Consider the following 17,533-nt stretch of genomic DNA (forward strand, 5'->3'; position numbering starts at 1 on the left):
CGTCAGAGGACGAGTCTGCAGACCGCACTGCTGCTAACGGCGGGTCTCGATACGCCCCTGCGGGGCTACTCGACCACCATGATGTCGCCCCCGCGGGGCTGTTCGACCAGCATGATGGGGCGACACCGCGTCCGTTCCCTCAGCACCGAGCCGCGGATCGGCTGAGGCCCGGCAGCCGGCCGAAGGCGGCGACGACGACGGTCGCGGCGAACGGGAGGACGGCCCCGGCGGCCGCGAGGCCGAGCCCGGGGAGACTCGTCGCGAGCGCCAGCAGCAGGAGCAGCACCGCGCCCAGCATCAGGGTGCAGAGCGGTCGCGCGAGCAGCAGCTGCGCGGTGGTGCGCAGCTGCCAGCGCGTCCGCTCCGCGAAGTGCGCGCGGACCACCCAGAACTCCACGGCGAAGAGCGCGAAGAGGGCCGAGACCACGAGGAGGACACCGGTCACCGCGACACCGAGGCCGTCCACCTCGACGCCGCCGAGGATCCGGTGGTCGACCCAGAGGACCGCGCCGACGCCGAGCAGGGCGCAGCCCGGCACGTTCGCGCGCGGGAACTCGTCGCGCCAGAACCGCGCGAACAGCGAGACGGTCTGCCGGAGCGACCACGGACCGTCCGGGTCGAGCAGCCGGGCGCGATGGACCGCGTGCGCGGCGGCCACCGAGGGGAAGAACCCGGCGATGACCACCCCGCGCAACGTGAAGAGCAGCATCGCCGCCGAGACGACCAGTACGAGCAGCACGACCCGGCAGGCCGCCTCGTAGCGCTCGGCGAGCGACGCCATCAGCCCTTCACCGCCCCGACCAGCACGCCCTTGTCGAAGTAGCGCTGCAGGAACGGGTAGAGCACGAGCAGCGGCAGCGTCGAGACGATGATCACGCCGTACTTGATCTGGTCCGCGGTCTCCTGCAGCTGCTGCGCGGACTGCCCGCCGCTGCCGCCCTGGCCCGCGACCGACTGGTTCGCGAGAAGGATGCTCTGCAGCACGTTCTGCAGCGGCAGGAGCGAGGCGTCGCGGACGAAGACCAGGCCGGTGAAGTAGTCGTTCCAGTGCCCGACGAAGTAGTACAGCCCGATCACGGCGATGATCGCGGCGGAGAGCGGGAGCACGATCCGCAGGAAGAAGCCGAGGTAGGTCACTCCGTCGATGCGGGCCGCGTCGTGCAGCTCCTCGGGGATCGAGGTCTCGAAGAACGACCGGGCGATGATCAGGTTGAAGACGCTGAGGGCACCCGGGAGCACGAACACCCACATCGAGTTCAGCAGCCCGAGATCGCGGTAGAGCAGGTAGTTCGGGATCAGTCCACCGGAGAAGAACAGGGTGACCGCGAACACCAGCAGCAGCACCCGCCGCGGTCGGAACTCGGGCCGGGAGAGCGCGAACGCCGCCGGGATCGTGACGAGCAGGTTCAGCGCCGTCCCGAGGACGGCGTAGACGACGGAGTTCCGGTAGCCGTTCCAGATCCGCTCGTCCTGCAGCAGCCGCTCGTAGCCCGAGAGCCGGAACCCCTCCGGGATCAGCGTGAGCCGCCCCGAGGAGACCGCACCCGGATCGGAGAACGACGCCACGACGATGAACCAGAGCGGGTAGAGCACGGCGAGCACGACGATCGCGATCAGGAGGCCGGCGACGGCGTCGATCACCCGGTCGAGCGGCCGCTTCGGCACCGTGCGGCGCCGTCGGCGCGGCGGAAGGGGTGCGCTGCCGCCGGCTCGGGCGTCGGCGACGGCGATGCCGCGGGTGTCCGGTGCAGGGGTCATGGGCGATCTCTCCCTCGGGGTCCAGGGGTCCCAGCGGCGGCTCGACCCTCCGCGCTCAGAAGACACTGGAACCCGTGGCGCGCTTGGCCAGCTGGTTGGCCACGATCAGCAGGGTGAAGTTGATCACCGTGTTGAAGAGGCCGATGGCGGTGGAGTAGGAGAACTGATTGCTGAGGATGCCGATCTTGTAGGTGTAGGTCGCGATGACCTCCGCGGAGGACAGGTTGAGCGAGTTCTGCATCAGGTAGACCTTCTCGAAGCCGACGCTCAGCACCGACCCCATGTTGAGGATGAGCAGGATGGCCGCGGTCGGCAGGATCGTCGGGATGTCGACGTAGCGGATGAGCCGGAGCCGCCCCGCGCCGTCGATCTTCGCGGCCTCGTAGAGCGAGGTGTCGACGGTCGAGAGCGCGGCGAGGTAGATGATCGCGTTCCAGCCGCAGTGCTGCCAGACCTCGCTCACCCAGTAGATCGCCGAGAAGGCGTCCGGCTCGGCGAGGAGGTTCTGCCCCGGCAGGAACCGGCCGAGGAGCCCGTTCTCGGGCCGCAGGAAGATGTTGATCATCGCGACGATCACCACGACCGAGATGAAGTGCGGCATGTAGGTGATCGTCTGCACGAAGCTCTTGAGGCGGCCGGCGCTGATCTGGTTGATCAGCAGCGCCAGCACGATCGGGGCGACGAACCCCATCGCGAGCGTCCAGAGGCTGATCTGCACGGTGTTCAGCACGATCGTCGAGAAGAGCGGCGACTCGAAGAACTGCACGAAGTAGTCGAGGCCGACCCACTCCCCGCCGCTGAGCCCGCGCGCGGGGACGTAGGTCCGGAAGGCGAGCTGGAGCCCGTACAGCGGCACGTAGGCGAAGACGGCGGTGAAGACCAGCGCCGGCAGCACCATCAGCCAGAGCTGCCACTGGTTCCGCACGCTGCGGAGGGCGCGCAGCGGCCGAGGCGGGGCCGGGAGCGGCGCCCCCGCGGCCGGGGCGAGGGGCGCCCCGGCCGCCGACGAGTCGAGTTCCGTCCGCGTCATGACGCCGCGGTGGCGAGGTCGTAGGCCTTCTGCCAGAGCTCGACGTTCTGCACGAGGCCGATCGACTCGAGCTGGGCGACGTACTCGTCCCAGTCCTCGTCGACCCCGCCCTCCGCGATCCACTGCGACGTCTTCTGCAGCGCGTAGTTGAGCACGGCGGTGTCGTTGTTGGCGGCGGTGATCGCGTCCTCGGCGGACAGCCGGACGTAGTCGGGCATCAGGTCGCGCACGTGGTCGTAGTGCGAGTACTGCTCGGTGTAGACGTCGTCCACCTCACGGAGATCGTCGCGGTTCCAGTCCCCGTTCAGGGTGACCGAGTCGGGGATCCAGCCGGCCAGGCGGTCGGCGAGCGCGGGGTCGCGGCCGTCCGCGACGGCGGCCCGGTACGCCTCGGTGACCGAGTACGTGCCGTCGCCGTCGTCCGTGACGAACTCGGGGATCGATCCGGTGAACTGCTGGATCGAGTACTTCTCGCTGTAGAGGGCGTCGACCACCTTCCACACGCACTCGTCGCCCGCCGCGGCCGCCGAGACGGCGAGCTTCCCGCCCTCGTACTCGTTGTCCGAGCCGTCCCAGACCACGTCCTCGGCGGACATGCTCGCGGAGGCGGCGGGAGCGGGCATCGCCACGTACTGGTCGCGGAGATCCCCGAAGTCGGCGAGCGACCAGCCGAAGATCAGGCCGATCTGCGCGGTCTCCCCGTCGCCCGCCTGCGCGGCGTAGTACGCCGAATCGTCCTTGGTGAGCGCGTCGGCCGGGATGAGGCCGGCCGCGAGCAGCTCGTGCAGGTACGCCACCACCCGGCGGTACTCGTCCGAGACGAGGAAGTTGGCGACCCGTCCGTCGGAGACGTGGATCCCCTGCGCCGACGGACCCTTGTTGAACGAGGTCGCGATGCCGGTGGAGTTCAGCAGCAGGAACGGGCTGTACCAGCCGAAGCCGGCCGTCTCGAGGCGGCGGACGTTGAACGGGACCTCGTCCGCCTGCCCGTTGCCGTTCGGGTCCTGCGTCTTGAACGCCTGCAGCACCGTCGTCAGCTCGTCCCAGGTCCGCGGGACCTCGAGGCCGAGGGCGTCGAGCCAGGCCCGGTTGATCATCATGTGCTGGCCGGAGCCGCGGTAGCCGCTGCCGCGGGACGAGGAGAGCGAGTGGATCTCGCCCTTCTCGTTCTCGACCAGCCGGCGCGCGTCGGGCTTCTCCTCGAAGAACCGCCGCACGTTCGGCAGGTCGTCCAGGTGCGGCGCGATGTCCTCGAAGAGGCCCGGGTACTGCACCGCGTCGTTCGCGCCGACGGCACGGAGCGCGATGTCCGGCACGTCCCCCGCGGCGAGCGAGGGGTTCTTCTGCTGGGTCCACGAGGTGTCGTCGATCGTGTTCCAGTTCACCGTGCAGCCGGTCTCGGCCGCGAGCGCCGCGGCCCAGGGGGTCTCGCCGACCGGCACCTGCGCCGTGCTCTGCGCGACGAGGACGTCGACGGCGCCGTCGTCGGCGGCCGGACCGCTGTCGGTGCAGGCCGTCAGGCCCGCCGTCAGCGCGAGCGCGGTCGCTCCGGCGAGCGATCGCCGGACCAGGGTGTTCGAGACGAGGGGCATGGTGGTCTTCTCCATCGAAGGGTGAGCGGCAGGGGAACGCGGCAGCCGTGACCGTTCACGTGAACGGTCACGGACCACGAGTGCCCACACGCTAAGCTGGCGGCCGTCGACCTGTCAAGGCAGCTGTCGCCGAAGACGCGAGGCGCTGTCGCCATATGCGTGTTGCCAGACGAGACTGAGAGAAGGAGGGCCGCTGTGGACCGCTCCGGCGAACCGCCGACGCCCCCTCGTCCACCGAGAGACCTGCCGGTTCGCCGCGCCACCATCCGCGACGTCGCCCGCGAGGCCGGCGTCTCGCGGCAGACCGTGACGCGCGCGATGAACGGCATGTCCGAGATCAGCGCCGCCACCCGCGAGCGCGTGCTCGCCGTGAGCGAGGCCCTCGGCTACGTCCCCAGCCGGTTCGCCGCCAACATGGCCCGGCAGAAGAGCATCGCGGTCGGCCTCGTGATCACCTCGCTGCGGAACCCGTACTACACCGACCTCGCCGCCGACCTGCTGGAGGAGTTCGCCGCGCGCGGCTGGCAGGTCGTCGTCGTCGCCGAGACGAACGAGTCCGAGGAGCAGATCGTGGCGGACCTGGCCACCCAGGTCGACGTCATCGTCGGCTATCTCGCCCGGGAGAGCCTGGAGTCGATCCGCCGGGCGGCGCGCGGGGTGCCGGTCCTGCTGATCGAGCGCGACGACGAGCTGCCGGGCGTGCACGCCATCGCCGTGGACTTCGCGCCCGGGATGCGCGCGCTGGTCGACGGGCTGCGCGAGCGCGGGGCGCGCACCATCGGGATGCTCGACCACGCCGAGCCCGACGAGTACGCCCCGAGCGCGCGCCGGCTGCGATTCGAGGAGTGCCTCGCGCCCGGCGAGGCCGCGCTCGTCGCGACCGGCGGCGACACCATCGCCGGCGGAGCCGACGCTTTCGGCGAGCTGCTGGCCGCGCACCCCGAGGTCGACGCCGTCATCGCGTTCAACGACATGATGGCGCTCGGCGCCCTGCAGCGGGCGAGCCGCCTCGGGCTCGAGGTGCCGCGCGACGTCCGCATCGCGGGGATCGACGGCCTGAGCCTGGGCGCGGCGATGCTCCCGAGCCTGACCTCGCTCACCATCGATCGCGCGCTGATCGCCCGGGCGGCGGCGCTCCGGCTGGCGGAGCTGCTGTCCCCCGCCGGCGCGATCCCGGGCGGTGCGGGTGCCGCGGGTTCGATGACGGTCGTCACGCCGTGGCCGGAGTGGCGGGACAGCGCATGAGGATCACCGCTCCGGCCCCCCGCTGGCACCGGCCGCGGGAGCGCGCCCTAGCCGACGGCCGTCGGCCGGTCAACGCGGTCATCCCGATCCGCTCCGCTCCGTACGCTGAGGATCCGGGCCGAGAGGCCCCACGAGACGGGGGAACCATGCTGCAGGTGACGGTGTCTGAGCGGACGTACCTCCTCGCCGCGGACGCGACGATGGAGCGGACCAAGCAGGACGTGCTCGAGGCGATGCGCACCGCCCCGGCCTTCCTGTCCCTGACGACGGTGCTCGGCGGGCAGGTCGAGGTGCTGCTGACCGCGGCCAGCTCGGTCGTGCTCGAGCTGCACGACGAGGCCCCGCTCCCGACGGCCCCGCACGGCGACGCGGCGCCGGACTACGACGACCTCTACGGCGTCGACTACCTCTGACCCGAGGGCGTGTCGGAGGTCGGTCGTAGACTGACCTCCCCATGCGCAGACACAGCCTGACCCCGCGTCCCGACTGGCGAGCCCGCTGCGACGAGGTCGGCTTCAGCTTCTACGACCTCCCCTCGGAGGGCGGCCGGCCCTACTGGAACGAGTCGGCGGCCTACGGCTTCGCGCTCGCCGAGATCGAGCTGCTCGAGACGGCGACCCAGGAGCTCTTCGACCGCTGCATGGACGCCTGCGAGCACGTCGTCCGCACCGGCCGCCTCGCGGAGTTCGGCATCCCGGAGCGCTTCCACGAACTGGTCCGCACCTCCTGGGACGAGGACGACCCCACGGTCTACGGGCGGTTCGACCTCGCCTACGACGGCGAGGGCACGGTGAAGCTCCTCGAGTTCAACGCCGACACCCCGACCTCGCTGGTCGAGACGGCCGCCGCGCAGTGGCAGTGGCTGGAGGAGACGCGCGGCCCCGAGGCCGACCAGTTCAACGGCCTGCACGAGCAGCTCGTCGAGCAGTGGCGGCACCTCCGCGTCGACCGCTGGCAGCTGGACGAGGGCGCGCGGCTGCACCTCGCCTCGCTGCACGACTCCGGCGACGGCGAGCTGATCGTCGAGGACGCGGACACCGTCGCCTACATGGCCGAGACCGCGGCGCAGGCGGGCTTCGACCCGAAGCTGATCTTCGTGGAGGACATCCGGTACGAGCTCGACGGCGCCGGCTTCCTCGACGCCGACGGCGAGCCGATCCGGCGGATCTTCAAGCTCTACCCGTGGGAGTGGATGCTCGGCGAGCAGTTCGGCGGGCTGCTGCTCGACCGGCGCGAGCGCACTCGCTGGGTCGAGCCGGCCTGGAAGCTGCTGCTCAGCAACAAGCAGCTGCTCGTGGTGCTCTGGGAGCTGTTCCCGGGCCACCCGAACCTGCTCCCGGCCTCCGTCGAGCCGCTCATCGGCACGGCGCAGGTGCGCAAGCCCCGGCTCGGCCGGGAGGGCGCGAACGTGACGATCCTCGACGCGGACGGCGCGGTCGTCGCGGAGAACGGCGGCGCCTACGGCGAGGAGGGCTTCGTGCACCAGGCCCGGGCCGATCTCGCCCGGATCGACGGCCGGACGGTCGTGATTGGCAGCTGGATCGTCGGCGAGACGCCGGCCGGCATCGACGTGCGCGAGACCGGCGGACCGATCACCGGCGACCTCGCGGAGTTCGTGCCGCACTTCATCGAGGAGGGCCGGACCCCCCGCGACGAGCCCCTGTTCGGCCGCCCCGAGCACGGCCGACCCCAGGACGCGCGGGAGAACCGCCCGCAGGACGAGGAGACCCGATGACCACCCCCGACGACCGCGCCGACGACCGCCCCGAGAACCGCCCCCAGGACGCTCGGCAGGACTCCCCCGCCGGCGACCGGGGCACCACCCGCACCCGCACCCGCCGCCGCTCCGGGAACGTCGGCATCAGCGGCATCGCCTCCCAGCGCCGCGGGCTCGTGATCGGCGGCGTGGTCGCCGTCGGCGTGCTCGGTCTCGCGGTCGCCTTGAACTCTGCGAACCCCTCCACCGACGGCGTGGTCACCACCGGCGCCGACGGCCAGGACTACGTCATCCCCGAGAACGCCGAGCGCCCGGTCTACGCCAGCCGCGAGGACTGCCTGGCGGACGTCCGCGAGCAGATCGCGCAGCTGCAGGCCCAGGGCGAGGAGGTCGGCGACGATCCCGAGCAGCTCTGCGAGGCGACCGACGAGTACCGCGGGCACTACGCCGGCGGCTTCTGGGTCGGCCCGCTGATCTTCGCGTCGTCGCGCTGGAACTCGACCCGGGCGACGAGCTGGGCTCCGGTGACGACGGGCGGCTTCGCGGCGCGCGGCGCGACCCAGCCCGACGTGGTGCAGAAGGCGCCCGCCGGATCGGCGCCCGGCTCGAAGGCCACCCTCGCGGGCGGCTTCGGCGGCACGGGCAAGTCCGGCTTCGGCTCGCACGTCGGCGGCTGAGCAGCACCTCCGGGGGGAAGCTCGTCAGCGGCGAGCGTCGCGGAGCTGGTCCACTGCGGCCCGCACGTCGCGCCGCACGTCCTTGTCCGGGTCGCGGACCATCGAGGTCAGCGTCTGCTCGACGCTCGCCGCGAACTCGCCCTTCGCGTCGCGCCCCGAGCCGATCCCGGCGACCGCTGCGGCGACGAGCGCCCGCGCACCGGCCGCGCGGACCCGCGCGTGCTCGTCGGTGGTGAGCCGCGCCAGCTTCTTCTGCCCGCCGAGGACCCGCTCCGCGCAGACCCGGGCGCACATCTCCCGCACGCGCCAGGCCGGGTTGGCCAGCCCGGCGAGGACCGCGTCGGCCGCGGTGTCGTCCCAGACGTAGAGCAGGGCGCGCGCGCCCCACAGCTCCGGCCAGTACAGCGAGGGCGCCCCCTGCAGGACACCCGCCGCGTGCTCTCCGCCGACGGTGAGCAGGAATGCCTCTCCCTCGTAGCCGCCGGTCAGCAGCGCGGCCGAGCGCAGGGCGACCGCGCGCTCGCCCTCGCGGGCGACCTGGGCGCGCAAGCGCTCCTCGAGCGGATCGGTGAGGGTGACGGAGGGTTCGCTGTCGGATGCCATAGGGCCACCAGCGTAGTCGGGGCGCCGTCGTCCCCGGCGAGGGGGATGCGGCCGCCTGGTCGGCGTCGCTAGCGTGCAGGGATGTCACGAATCACGCGCCACGGCGCTCCCGCGCGCCTCGGCGCCACCGCCACCACTGCCAGCGCCGCCGCCCTCCTCGTCCTCCTCGCCGGCTGCTCCTCCCCCTCCGGCACCGACTCCGGCAGCGACGCCGACACCATCGACACGGCCGCCGCGACCGGCGACACGATCACCGGCGACGGCTACTCCTACTCCGTGCCCGAGGGCTGGGGCACCCCCGACGCCGACCCCGCGAGCATGGGCGCGGACACCCTCGCCGCCGACCTCACCGACACCGACGGCTTCGCCGACAACGTGAACGTCGTCCTCAGCCCCGCCGGCGAGGTCTCCGCCGAGCAGGTCGAGGACGCCGGCGTCACCGAGCTCGAGAACGCCGGGGCGACCGACGTCGAGGCGAACGACCGCGTCGTCGTCGCCGGAGCCGAGTCCGCGCACCTCAGCGCGAACCTCAGCGCGTCGGGCACCAGCTACGCCGTCGAGCAGTACTACGTCACCGACGAGGGCCAGACCTACGTCGTCACCTTCTCGTTCAGCCCCACCGTGGACGACGACCAGCGCGAGGCCGTCGCCGAGTCGGTCCTCGCCTCCTGGGCCTGGGCCTGATCCTGACGTGAGCCTGCTCCGGCCGGCGCCTCAGCCGCGCGGCCGGAGCAGGAAGTCGACGTGCCCGAGCACGGACGCCGCGACGAGCGGCCGGCGACCGACGACGGGCAGGATGATCGCCCCGAGGATCGAGAGCCCGAGCTCGTCGACCGGGGCGTCGGCCGGGAGCTGCCCCGCCTCGACCGCCTTCGCGAAGCGGTCCGAGAGCGTCTGGTCCACGCCGAACGCGCGGCCCAGGCGCTCCCCCACGGCGGCGTCCTCCGCGCCGGCGGCGATCAGCGAGCGCACGAGCGACGCGCCGGGCTCCGTGCCCGCGAGCTCCAGGATCGGCGCGAGCCACACCCCGAGATCGCGGCGGAGATCGCCCGTGTCCGGGAGCTGCACCTCGATCGCGACGAGCCGGCCCTCGATCATGCAGTCGGCGATCAGCGCGCCGCGGGAGGGCCACCAGCGGTAGACGGTCTGCTTGGAGACCCCCGCATCCTTGGCGATGCCCTCCATCGTGAGGTGGTCCCAGCCGCGCTGCAGGAACAGCCGGGCGGTCGCCTCGAGGACCGACTCGCGTGCCGCGGCGCTGCGGACCGGTCCGCTCCGGTGCTCCGTCATGCGACGAGCGTACAGCGGCTCTAGACGAGACGTACCGTATGATCTAGCGACCGCTGCCGCCGCCTCTCGCGGGCTCCTCTCGATCGGACATCTCCTTGGCCTCCCTGCTGTTCCGTCTGGGCACCTTCGTCGCTCGCCGCGCCTGGGCGGTGATCGTCGCCTGGGTCGTGATCCTCGGCGTCGCGGTCGGCGCCTTCCTCGCGGTCGGCGGCACGCTCACCAACAGCTTCGACATCCCGGGCACCGCGTCCGGCGCCGTCACCGATCAGCTGGCCGAGAAGCTGCCCGACACCGCCGGCGGCACCGGCACCGTCGTCTACCGCACCGCCGACGGCTCCGCGCTGACGGCGGAGCAGGAGTCGGCGATCTCGGCGCTGGCCGCCTCCGCCGAGGACCTCGAGGGCGTCGCCGCCGTCGTCGATCCGTTCGCCGCGCGCCAGTCTCAGCTCGACGGAGCGCAGCAGCTCGCCGACGGCCGGGCGCAGCTCCAGGCCGGGAAGGAGCAGATCGATACGGGGCAGGCGCAGCTCGACGCGGGCCAGGCCCAGCTCACTGCAGGCCAGCAGCAGCTGACCGCGGCCCGCGAGCAGGCGGTCGCCGCCGGCGCTCCGGAGCAGCAGCTCGCCGCGCTCGACGCCCAGCAGGCGCAGCTCGACACCCAGCAGGCCGAGCTGACCGCGCAGCAGGCGGCGCTCGACGCCTCCCGCACGGAGCTCGAGGCGGGCGCGGCCCCGCTCGACCAGGGCGAGGAGCTCCTCGCCCTCGCGGACGGCATCGGCGTCGTCTCGGCGGACGGCTCGACCGCCATCGTCAACTTCTCCTTCACCGAGCCGCGCCTGGAGCTGCCGGAGGAGGTCAAGCAGGGCGTCATCGACCACTTCGAGTCCGCGCCGGTCGCCGGCGCCGACGTCACGTTCGCGACCGATCTCGCCCAGGGCGTGCCGCAGATCTTCGGCGTCGGTGAGGCGGTCGGCCTGGTCTTCGCCGGTGTCGTCCTGATCGTGATGCTCGGCTCGCTCGTCGCCGCCGCGCTCCCGATCGTCACCGCCCTGGTCGGTGTCGGCGTCGGCGTCACCGCCTCGCTCTCCTTCTCGGGCGTCATCGACATGGCCTCGGTCACCCCGGTCCTCGGCGTGATGCTCGGCCTCGCGGTCGGCATCGACTACTCCCTCTTCATCGTCAACCGGCACCGCAAGCAGCTGCTCTCGGGCGTCGAGGTGCGCGAGTCGATCGGCCTGGCCAACGGCACCTCCGGCACCGCCGTCGTGTTCGCCGGCTCGACGGTCGTCGTCGCGCTGCTCGCCCTCAACGTCACCGGCATCCCGTTCCTCGGCCTGATGGGCACGGTCGGCGCGGTCTGCGTCGCGGTCGCCGTGCTGATCGCGGTCACGCTCGCCCCGGCGATCCTCGGCCTGCTCGGCACCCGGCTCCTGCGCCGGAAGGCCCGCTCGGCCGTCGTGCACCACGCGGCGGTGAAGACGGTCGCGCCGATGTCGACCCTGCGCGCGGTCCTCACCGTCGTCGGCACCGTCGCCGTGCTGCTGGTCATCGCGATCCCGGCGCTCTCGATGCGCCTCGGCCTGCCGGACGGCGCGAGCGAGCCCGAGGGCTCGACCAGCGCCCGCACCTTCGAGATCGTCGGCGACGAGTTCGGCGCCGGAGCGAACGGCCCGCTGCTCGTCACCGCGACGGTCCCCGGCGGGGTCGCCGACGACGCGCTCCTCGCCACCCAGGTCGACGTCGCCCGGACGATCGCCGAGCAGGACGACGTCGTCGCCGTGGCGCCCGTCGCCGCCTCCGACGACGGCACGCTGCTCGCCTTCCAGGTGCTGCCGACCGAGGGCCCGAACAGCGCCTCGACCGAGGCCCTCGTGCAGGACCTCCGCGCCCTGCCGCCGGTGGACGACGACATCGTCCTCGGCGTCGCCGGCCAGGCGGCCACCAACATCGACATCTCCGAGGGGCTGAACGACGTCCTGCCGACCTACCTCGCGGTCGTCGTCGGCCTCTCGCTGCTGATCATGATCCTGGTGTTCCGCTCGCTGGTCGTGCCGCTGATCGCGACCGGGGGCTTCATCCTGTCGCTGTTCGCGACCTACGGGCTGATCGTCGCGGTCTTCCAGTTCGGCTGGGGCGCCGACCTGATCGGCCTGCACTCGACCGGGCCGATCCTGAGCTTCCTGCCGGTCATCCTGGTCGGGATCCTGTTCGGGCTGGCGATGGACTACCAGCTCTTCCTCGCCTCCGGGATGCGCGAGGCCTACGTGCACGGGGCGAACGCCCGGCTCGCCGTCGCCCAGGGCTTCCAGGCCGGCAAGGCGGTCGTGATCGCCGCGGCGCTGATCATGGTGGCGGTCTTCGGCGGCTTCATCTTCTCGGAGTCGACCATCATCCGCTCGATGGGCTTCGGCCTCGCGTTCGGCGTCCTGCTCGACGCGTTCGTCGTCCGGATGCTGCTGATGCCGGCGCTGATGCACCTGCTCGGGCGCTCCGCCTGGTGGCTCCCCCGCTGGCTCGACAGGCTCCTCCCGGACGTCGACCTCGAGGGCGCCGCGCTCGAGCGGACGCACCCGCACCCGCACGCCTGAGCCCCGCGGCTAGATTGGCGGGATGACTGCCGCTCCGGACTCCCGCGCCTGGCGGCGGTCTCCCGCCACGCCCGACCAGCGCCGGGCCGACGTCGCGACCGCCGCCGTGCTCTTCGGCGCCGCCGTGCTCTCGCTGGTGCTCGGCCGCGCGATCGGGCTGTTCACTGATCCCGCGTCGCCCGCGCTGAGCGCCGCAGTGCTCGCCGTCGTCATCCTCCCGCTCGCGTTCCGGCGGACGGCGCCCGTCGCGGTCCTCGCCGTCATCGGGGCCGCGTTCCTGCTGGTCGGCGAGCTGAAGGTGCCCGAGCTGACGATCAGCAACATCGCCCTGTTCATGGCGTTGTACAGCGTCGGCGCCTGGGAGCAGAACCGGACGCGGGCGGGCTGGGCGCGCGGCGTGCTGGTCGCCGTGATGGCGGTCTGGCTGCTGATCACCTTCTTCCGCGCGAGCACCCAGGACCTCGACTTCGAGGGTGCCGGGATCGGCGCGCTCACCCCGATCGCGGCCTACATGCTCCAGCAGATCCTGATCAACGTCCTCTACTTCGCCGGCGCCTGGTGGTTCGGCGACCACGCCTGGGCCTCGGCCCGCCAGCGCGCCCTCACCGACCTGCGCACCCGCCAGCTCGAGGAGGAGCAGTCCACCGTCGCCCGCCAGGCGATCACCATCGAGCGGCTTCGGATCGCGCGCGAGCTGCACGACGCGGTCGCCCACCACGTCTCGCTGATGGGGGTCCAGGCCGGAGCGGCGCGGATGCTCGTCGACGCCGACCCCGCGAAGGCGCACGAGCAGCTCCAGGCGCTGGAGGGCACGTCCCGCGCGGCGGTCGGCGAGCTCTACCAGCTGCTCGGCACTCTCCGCGACGAGGAGTCCGCGCTCGACCCGGTCACGGCCTCGCTCGATCTGGACGCGCTGCCGGCGCTGGTCGCGGACGCCGAGGTCTCGGGTCTGCGGGTTTCGCTGGAGGTGGTCGGCGAGCCCGTCGAGCTGCCCGCGCTGGTGGGTCTGAACCTCTACCGCATCGCCCAGGAGTCGCTCACCAACGTCCTCAAGCACGCCGGTCCCGGCACCCGGGCGCGGGTGCACCTGCGCTACGAAGGCGAGTCGGTGGAGCTCGAGATCGCCGACGACGGCCTCGGGCGCCCCGGCCCGCGCCGGCAGAGCGGGGGGCTCGGCCTGCTCGGGATGCGCGAGCGCGCGGCGACGCTCGACGGCACGCTCGAGGCGGGGGCGCGCACCGGCTCCGGCTGGGTCGTCCGCGTCGCCGTGCCGCTGGCGGTCCGGGCATGAGCGGCGGTGCGGGCGGCGTGCGCGTCGTGCTCGTCGACGACCACGCGCTGATGAGGCAGGGCATCCGCACGATCCTCTCGCTGCAGGCCGGCATCGAGGTCGTCGGCGAGGCGTCCAGCGGCGAGGAGGCCGTCGAGGTGGTCGCGCGCACCCGGCCCGACGTCGTCTGCATGGACGTGGAGATGCCCGGGATCGGCGGTCTCGAGGCGACCCGGCGGATCCTCGCGCAGCCCGGAGCGACGGTCCAGGTGCTCGTGCTGACCACCTTCGAGCGCGAGGACTACCTGCTGGCGGCGCTCGAGGCGGGCGCCAGCGGCTTCCTGCTCAAGAACTCGCCGCCGGAGCGCCTCGTCGCCGGCGTCCGTGCGATCGCGGCGGGCGACGCCCTGCTCGCGCCCGAGCTGACCCGCGCGGTGATCGAGCGCGCCGTCGCCCGCGAGCGGGACCGTGCTCCGCTCGCCGCCCCCGGCACGGCGCCCGAGAACCTGACCGCCCGCGAGACCGAGGTGCTCCGCCTGCTCGCGCAGGGGCTCTCCAACGACGAGATCGCCGAGCTGCTGGTCGTCGGCCGCGCGACGGTCAAGACCCACGTGTCGAACGTGCTCACCAAGCTGTCGCTCCGCGACCGCGTCCAGGCCGTCGCCTTCGCCTACCGCTCCGGCCTGGTCGACCCGCGACGGGCTCCGGAGCCGCCTCCGTCCTGAGACGGAGACGGCCGTTCACTCCCGCGCCGGAGGTGCCGATGACGCGCCCTCCGTAGCGTGGGGGGGTCAGTCGGATCCGGGGAGGTCGCATGCTCAGCGTGCAGAACATCAGTCGCAGCTTCGGTGCCCACCGCGCCGTCGACGACGTCAGCTTCGATGTCGGGCGGGGCCGGCTCACCGGCTTCGTCGGCGGCAACGGCGCCGGGAAGACCACGACCATGCGGATGATCCTGGGCGTCCTCCGGCCGGACTCCGGCGAGGTGACGCTGGACGGCGCGCCGGTCGGCCAGGCCGCGCTGCACGGCTTCGGCTACATGCCCGAGGAGCGCGGCCTCTACCCGAAGATGGAGATCGGCGAGCAGCTCGCGTACCTGGCCCGGCTGCACGGCATCGACAAGGCCACCGCCGTCCAGCGGGCCGACGACCTGCTCGAGCGCCTCGGCCTGATCGAGCGCCGCCGCGACAAGCTCGAGGCGCTCTCGCTCGGCAACCAGCAGCGCGTGCAGGTGGCGGCCGCCCTCGTGCACGACCCGGACGTCCTGATCATGGACGAGCCGTTCTCCGGGCTCGACCCGCTGGCCGTCGACGACGTCGTCACGGTCATCGCCGAGCACGCCGCCCGGGGCATCCCGGTGCTCTTCTCCTCGCACCAGCTGGACGTGGTCGAACGGCTCTGCGACGACCTGGTGATCATCGCCGGCGGCCAGGTGAAGGCCGCGGGCGAGCGCGAGGCGCTGCGCGAGCAGTACTCCGGCGACCGCTGGTCGCTCGAGACGGACGGCGACGCGGGCTGGGTCCGCGGCGTCCCCGGTGTCGAGGTCGCGGAGCTGGCCGGCACGTCGGTGCTCTTCCACGCGGACCGGGCGGCGGCCGACGCCGTGCTGCGGGCCGCCGTCGAGCGCGGCACCGTGGCGTCGTTCCGGCCCGTGCGGCCGACCCTCGGGGAGATCTTCCGGGACATCGTGGTGAGCGCGCCCGCGGGCGCCGAGAAGAAGACGGAGGCGGTCCGATGACGACGAGCAGCACGAGGAGCGGGGGAAGCACGAGCGGTACCGGCACCGGTGCCACGGACGGCCGGCTGAGCACCTGGGGCGCGACGCTCCTGGTCGCCGAGCGCGAGATCCTCTCCCAGATCCGGTCGAAGGCGTTCCTGGTCTCGACGGTCATCACGCTCGTGCTGGTCATCGGCGGCATCGTGCTCGGCAACGTGCTGAGCAGCCGCACCGCCGACGCGACCCCCGTCGCGGTCGTCGGCTCCGCGGCGTCCTCGCTGGCCGCCGCCGACGCCCTCGACGTCACCGAGGTCGGGAGTGTCGCGGAGGCGGAGGAGCTGGTGCGCTCCGGCGACGTCGACGCCGCGCTCGTCCCGAGCGACGACGCCATCGGCTTCTCGGTGCTCGCCCTCGACGAGGCGCCGGAGGGCCTGGTCTCGGCGCTCTCCGTCAGCCCCGCCGTCGAGCTGCTCGAGCCCTCGCCGACGCCGTCGGGCCTGCGCACGCTGATCGGACTGGCGTTCGGGCTGGTGTTCATGCTCGCCGTGCTGGGCTCGGGCGCGACCATCATGCAGAACACGGTGCAGGAGAAGCAGTCGCGCATCGTCGAGATCCTGCTCGCCGCGGTGCCCGCCCGGGCGCTGCTGGCCGGCAAGATCCTCGGCAACTCGGTGATCGGCGTCGGCACGGCCGCCGCGATCGCCGCCGCGTCGGCCCTCGGCCTCGCCGTGACGGGGCAGACCGAGCTGCTCGACCTGCTCTCGGCGCCGCTGATCTGGTTCGTGGTGTTCTTCGTCTTCGGCTTCGTCCTGGTCGCGAGCGTCTTCGCGGCCGGTGCCGCGCTCGTCTCCCGCCAGGAGGACACCGGCTCGGTGATGACCCCCGCGATGATGCTCGTGATGGTGCCCTACTTCGGCGTCGTGATCTTCGGCGACAACCCGCTGGTGATGACGATCCTGTCCTACGTGCCCTTCAGCGCCCCCGTCGCGATGCCGGTGCGGCTCTTCTTCGGCGAGGCGGAGTGGTGGGAGCCGCTGGTCTCGCTCGGCCTCCTCGTCGTCGCCACCGCGGCCGTGATGGCCGTCGCCAGCCGCATCTACACCAACTCGCTGCTGCGGATGGGCTCCCGCGTCCGCCTCCGCGACGCCCTCACGGCGAGCTGACCCTGCCAGATCGACTGCATCGTGCCACCGATGGGGCGGTGCCGACCGCGGTGCCCGAGACTTCGGACTTCCAGCGGATGATCGGTGCTCGGCTCCCGCCTGACACGGGCACCGGCGCGATCAGGAAGAGACGATGCCGGACGCTCGACGGGACGATGCACGCTTCGAGGAGAGGGACGGCGCCGAGCGAGGGGTGACGCGCCGGACCGCCGTGGCGGCGGTCGCGTGGACCGCTCCGGTGGTCTCGGCCGCCGTGGCGGCGCCGGGCGCGGCCGCCTCCGCACCGGCCCCGGTCGACCAGGGACCGTACGTCGGGCTCTTCCTCATCCCCTGGCGTGCGGGCGAGTTCCGGATCGATCTGCGGGTGGCGCGGAGCGGCGCAGCCGGAGCCCCCGTCGTGCTCGCCGACGAGGCGAGGGTGGACATCGCGTCGGAGCACGACATCGAGAGCTGGTCCGGCGGGGTCGTCGTCGACGGCCCGCGCGCCGGGCACCTCCTGATCCCGGCCGGCGCCTACCCCTCCGGGGGGACTTACACCGGCAAGGACGGAGTGACCCTCCAGGTCGCGAGGATCGTGGGAAGCGGGTACACCAACTTCACCAGGGAACCCCGGGGACGGTTCTCCGTGACGGCGACCGTGACGCGAGGTCGCGTCCACCCGGGCACCGACCCGAAGGCGCAGACCGCGCTCGGCTTCGGGACCCAGACCGTCGGCCTGGTGAACTGAGCGGACGACCTCTCCCCCGCCCGTTGCTCGACCCCGCGCGTCGACGCCCCGGCGCCAGGTTCACCGCATCGCGCCAGCGATTCGGCGGATCCGGACAGGTGACCGAGCATTGCGGCATCCGTCCGGTTTCGGCGAGCCGAGGGCGCGCGGCACGAC

At 72.6% G+C, this 17,533-nt stretch carries 17 protein-coding genes; 11 read left to right on the forward strand and 6 right to left on the reverse strand.

The window, feature by feature from the left end; genetic code table 11:
* Window positions 1-139: 139 nt before the first annotated feature.
* Genes MT353_RS11085 through MT353_RS11100 form a run of 4 tightly spaced genes read right to left on the reverse strand, consistent with a single transcriptional unit; the run spans window position 140 to window position 4,380 of the window.
* Window positions 140-781, reverse strand: coding sequence for a DUF624 domain-containing protein (locus tag MT353_RS11085; RefSeq protein WP_243599258.1), 642 nt, complete (start codon window positions 779-781; stop codon window positions 140-142).
* The gene (locus MT353_RS11090; RefSeq protein ID WP_243624437.1) at window positions 781-1,758 is read right to left on the reverse strand and encodes a carbohydrate ABC transporter permease; all 978 of its coding nucleotides are present in this window, start codon (window positions 1,756-1,758) and stop codon (window positions 781-783) included. Before MT353_RS11090 ends, MT353_RS11085 begins: the two co-directional genes overlap by 1 nt.
* A 55-nt stretch (window positions 1,759-1,813) precedes the next feature.
* Window positions 1,814-2,788 carry a sugar ABC transporter permease gene (locus MT353_RS11095; protein ID WP_243624438.1) on the reverse strand — a complete coding sequence of 325 codons (975 nt, stop codon included), beginning with the start codon at window positions 2,786-2,788 and terminating at the stop codon, window positions 1,814-1,816.
* The gene (locus MT353_RS11100) at window positions 2,785-4,380 is read right to left on the reverse strand and encodes an extracellular solute-binding protein (RefSeq protein ID WP_243624439.1); all 1,596 of its coding nucleotides are present in this window, start codon (window positions 4,378-4,380) and stop codon (window positions 2,785-2,787) included. The genes MT353_RS11095 and MT353_RS11100 overlap by 4 nt, the downstream gene beginning before the upstream one ends.
* Before the next feature lie 195 nt (window positions 4,381-4,575).
* Here MT353_RS11100 and MT353_RS11105 point away from each other — a divergent pair, with 195 nt between their 5' ends.
* The 4 genes from MT353_RS11105 to MT353_RS11120 all read left to right on the forward strand — a co-directional run bounded on the left by MT353_RS11105 (window position 4,576) and on the right by MT353_RS11120 (window position 8,019).
* Window positions 4,576-5,625, forward strand: coding sequence for a LacI family DNA-binding transcriptional regulator (locus tag MT353_RS11105; RefSeq protein ID WP_243624440.1), 1,050 nt, complete (start codon window positions 4,576-4,578; stop codon window positions 5,623-5,625).
* Window positions 5,626-5,780: 155 nt separating this feature from the next.
* The gene (locus tag MT353_RS11110; RefSeq protein WP_243599253.1) at window positions 5,781-6,038 is read left to right on the forward strand and encodes a hypothetical protein; all 258 of its coding nucleotides are present in this window, start codon (window positions 5,781-5,783) and stop codon (window positions 6,036-6,038) included.
* 41 nt (window positions 6,039-6,079) lie between these two features.
* Window positions 6,080-7,360 (forward strand): glutathionylspermidine synthase family protein, encoded by a 1,281-nt coding sequence (locus MT353_RS11115; protein ID WP_243624441.1) that lies wholly within the window; start codon window positions 6,080-6,082, stop codon window positions 7,358-7,360.
* Window positions 7,357-8,019 carry a hypothetical protein gene (locus MT353_RS11120; protein ID WP_243624442.1) on the forward strand — a complete coding sequence of 221 codons (663 nt, stop codon included), beginning with the start codon at window positions 7,357-7,359 and terminating at the stop codon, window positions 8,017-8,019. Before MT353_RS11115 ends, MT353_RS11120 begins: the two co-directional genes overlap by 4 nt.
* Window positions 8,020-8,043: 24 nt before the next feature.
* On the opposite strand, the gene MT353_RS11125 is transcribed toward MT353_RS11120, so the two are convergent.
* Window positions 8,044-8,622, reverse strand: coding sequence for a HEAT repeat domain-containing protein (locus MT353_RS11125; protein ID WP_243624443.1), 579 nt, complete (start codon window positions 8,620-8,622; stop codon window positions 8,044-8,046).
* Window positions 8,623-8,703: 81 nt separating this feature from the next.
* Between MT353_RS11125 and MT353_RS11130 the strand changes: the two genes are divergently transcribed.
* Entirely contained in the window at window positions 8,704-9,306 is a 603-nt protein-coding gene (locus MT353_RS11130) for a hypothetical protein (RefSeq protein ID WP_243599249.1), read from the forward strand.
* 30 nt (window positions 9,307-9,336) lie between these two features.
* On the opposite strand, the gene MT353_RS11135 is transcribed toward MT353_RS11130, so the two are convergent.
* Entirely contained in the window at window positions 9,337-9,912 is a 576-nt protein-coding gene (locus MT353_RS11135; RefSeq protein ID WP_243599248.1) for a TetR/AcrR family transcriptional regulator, read from the reverse strand.
* 95 nt (window positions 9,913-10,007) lie between these two features.
* On the opposite strand from MT353_RS11135, the gene MT353_RS11140 reads away from it, so the two are divergent.
* The 6 genes from MT353_RS11140 (at window position 10,008) to MT353_RS11165 (ending at window position 17,377) form a co-directional block, all read left to right on the forward strand.
* Window positions 10,008-12,500, forward strand: a complete 2,493-nt coding sequence (locus MT353_RS11140; RefSeq protein WP_243624444.1) for an MMPL family transporter — start codon at window positions 10,008-10,010, stop codon at window positions 12,498-12,500.
* 22 nt (window positions 12,501-12,522) lie between these two features.
* Window positions 12,523-13,791: a sensor histidine kinase gene (locus MT353_RS11145; protein WP_243599246.1), complete on the forward strand. Its 1,269-nt coding sequence runs from the start codon at window positions 12,523-12,525 to the stop codon at window positions 13,789-13,791.
* A complete protein-coding gene (locus MT353_RS11150) occupies window positions 13,788-14,495 on the forward strand; it encodes a response regulator transcription factor (protein WP_243624445.1) in 708 nt (235 codons plus the stop codon). The genes MT353_RS11145 and MT353_RS11150 overlap by 4 nt, the downstream gene beginning before the upstream one ends.
* Window positions 14,496-14,584: 89 nt before the next feature.
* Window positions 14,585-15,508, forward strand: a complete 924-nt coding sequence (locus MT353_RS11155; RefSeq protein WP_127886530.1) for an ABC transporter ATP-binding protein — start codon at window positions 14,585-14,587, stop codon at window positions 15,506-15,508.
* The gene (locus MT353_RS11160) at window positions 15,505-16,650 is read left to right on the forward strand and encodes an ABC transporter permease (protein WP_243624446.1); all 1,146 of its coding nucleotides are present in this window, start codon (window positions 15,505-15,507) and stop codon (window positions 16,648-16,650) included. Before MT353_RS11155 ends, MT353_RS11160 begins: the two co-directional genes overlap by 4 nt.
* Window positions 16,651-16,843: 193 nt before the next feature.
* A complete protein-coding gene (locus tag MT353_RS11165; RefSeq protein ID WP_243624447.1) occupies window positions 16,844-17,377 on the forward strand; it encodes a hypothetical protein in 534 nt (177 codons plus the stop codon).
* The last annotated feature ends 156 nt before the right edge of the window (window positions 17,378-17,533 follow it).

It is taken from the genome of Rathayibacter sp. VKM Ac-2927 (genome assembly GCF_022815525.1).
GTDB lineage: Bacteria > Actinomycetota > Actinomycetes > Actinomycetales > Microbacteriaceae > Rathayibacter > Rathayibacter festucae.

Coding starts and splice junctions, on each gene's coding strand:
- MT353_RS11150 (WP_243624445.1), top strand. CDS start 13,788: ATGAGCGGCGGTGCGGGCGGCGTGCGCGTCGTGCTCGTCGACGACCAC.
- MT353_RS11145 (WP_243599246.1), top strand. CDS start 12,523: ATGACTGCCGCTCCGGACTCCCGCGCCTGGCGGCGGTCTCCCGCCACG.
- MT353_RS11100 (WP_243624439.1), bottom strand. CDS start 4,380: ATGCCCCTCGTCTCGAACACCCTGGTCCGGCGATCGCTCGCCGGAGCG.
- MT353_RS11125 (WP_243624443.1), bottom strand. CDS start 8,622: ATGGCATCCGACAGCGAACCCTCCGTCACCCTCACCGATCCGCTCGAG.
- MT353_RS11090 (WP_243624437.1), bottom strand. CDS start 1,758: ATGACCCCTGCACCGGACACCCGCGGCATCGCCGTCGCCGACGCCCGA.
- MT353_RS11085 (WP_243599258.1), bottom strand. CDS start 781: ATGGCGTCGCTCGCCGAGCGCTACGAGGCGGCCTGCCGGGTCGTGCTG.
- MT353_RS11135 (WP_243599248.1), bottom strand. CDS start 9,912: ATGACGGAGCACCGGAGCGGACCGGTCCGCAGCGCCGCGGCACGCGAG.
- MT353_RS11095 (WP_243624438.1), bottom strand. CDS start 2,788: ATGACGCGGACGGAACTCGACTCGTCGGCGGCCGGGGCGCCCCTCGCC.
- MT353_RS11115 (WP_243624441.1), top strand. CDS start 6,080: ATGCGCAGACACAGCCTGACCCCGCGTCCCGACTGGCGAGCCCGCTGC.
- MT353_RS11160 (WP_243624446.1), top strand. CDS start 15,505: ATGACGACGAGCAGCACGAGGAGCGGGGGAAGCACGAGCGGTACCGGC.
- MT353_RS11155 (WP_127886530.1), top strand. CDS start 14,585: ATGCTCAGCGTGCAGAACATCAGTCGCAGCTTCGGTGCCCACCGCGCC.
- MT353_RS11120 (WP_243624442.1), top strand. CDS start 7,357: ATGACCACCCCCGACGACCGCGCCGACGACCGCCCCGAGAACCGCCCC.
- MT353_RS11130 (WP_243599249.1), top strand. CDS start 8,704: ATGTCACGAATCACGCGCCACGGCGCTCCCGCGCGCCTCGGCGCCACC.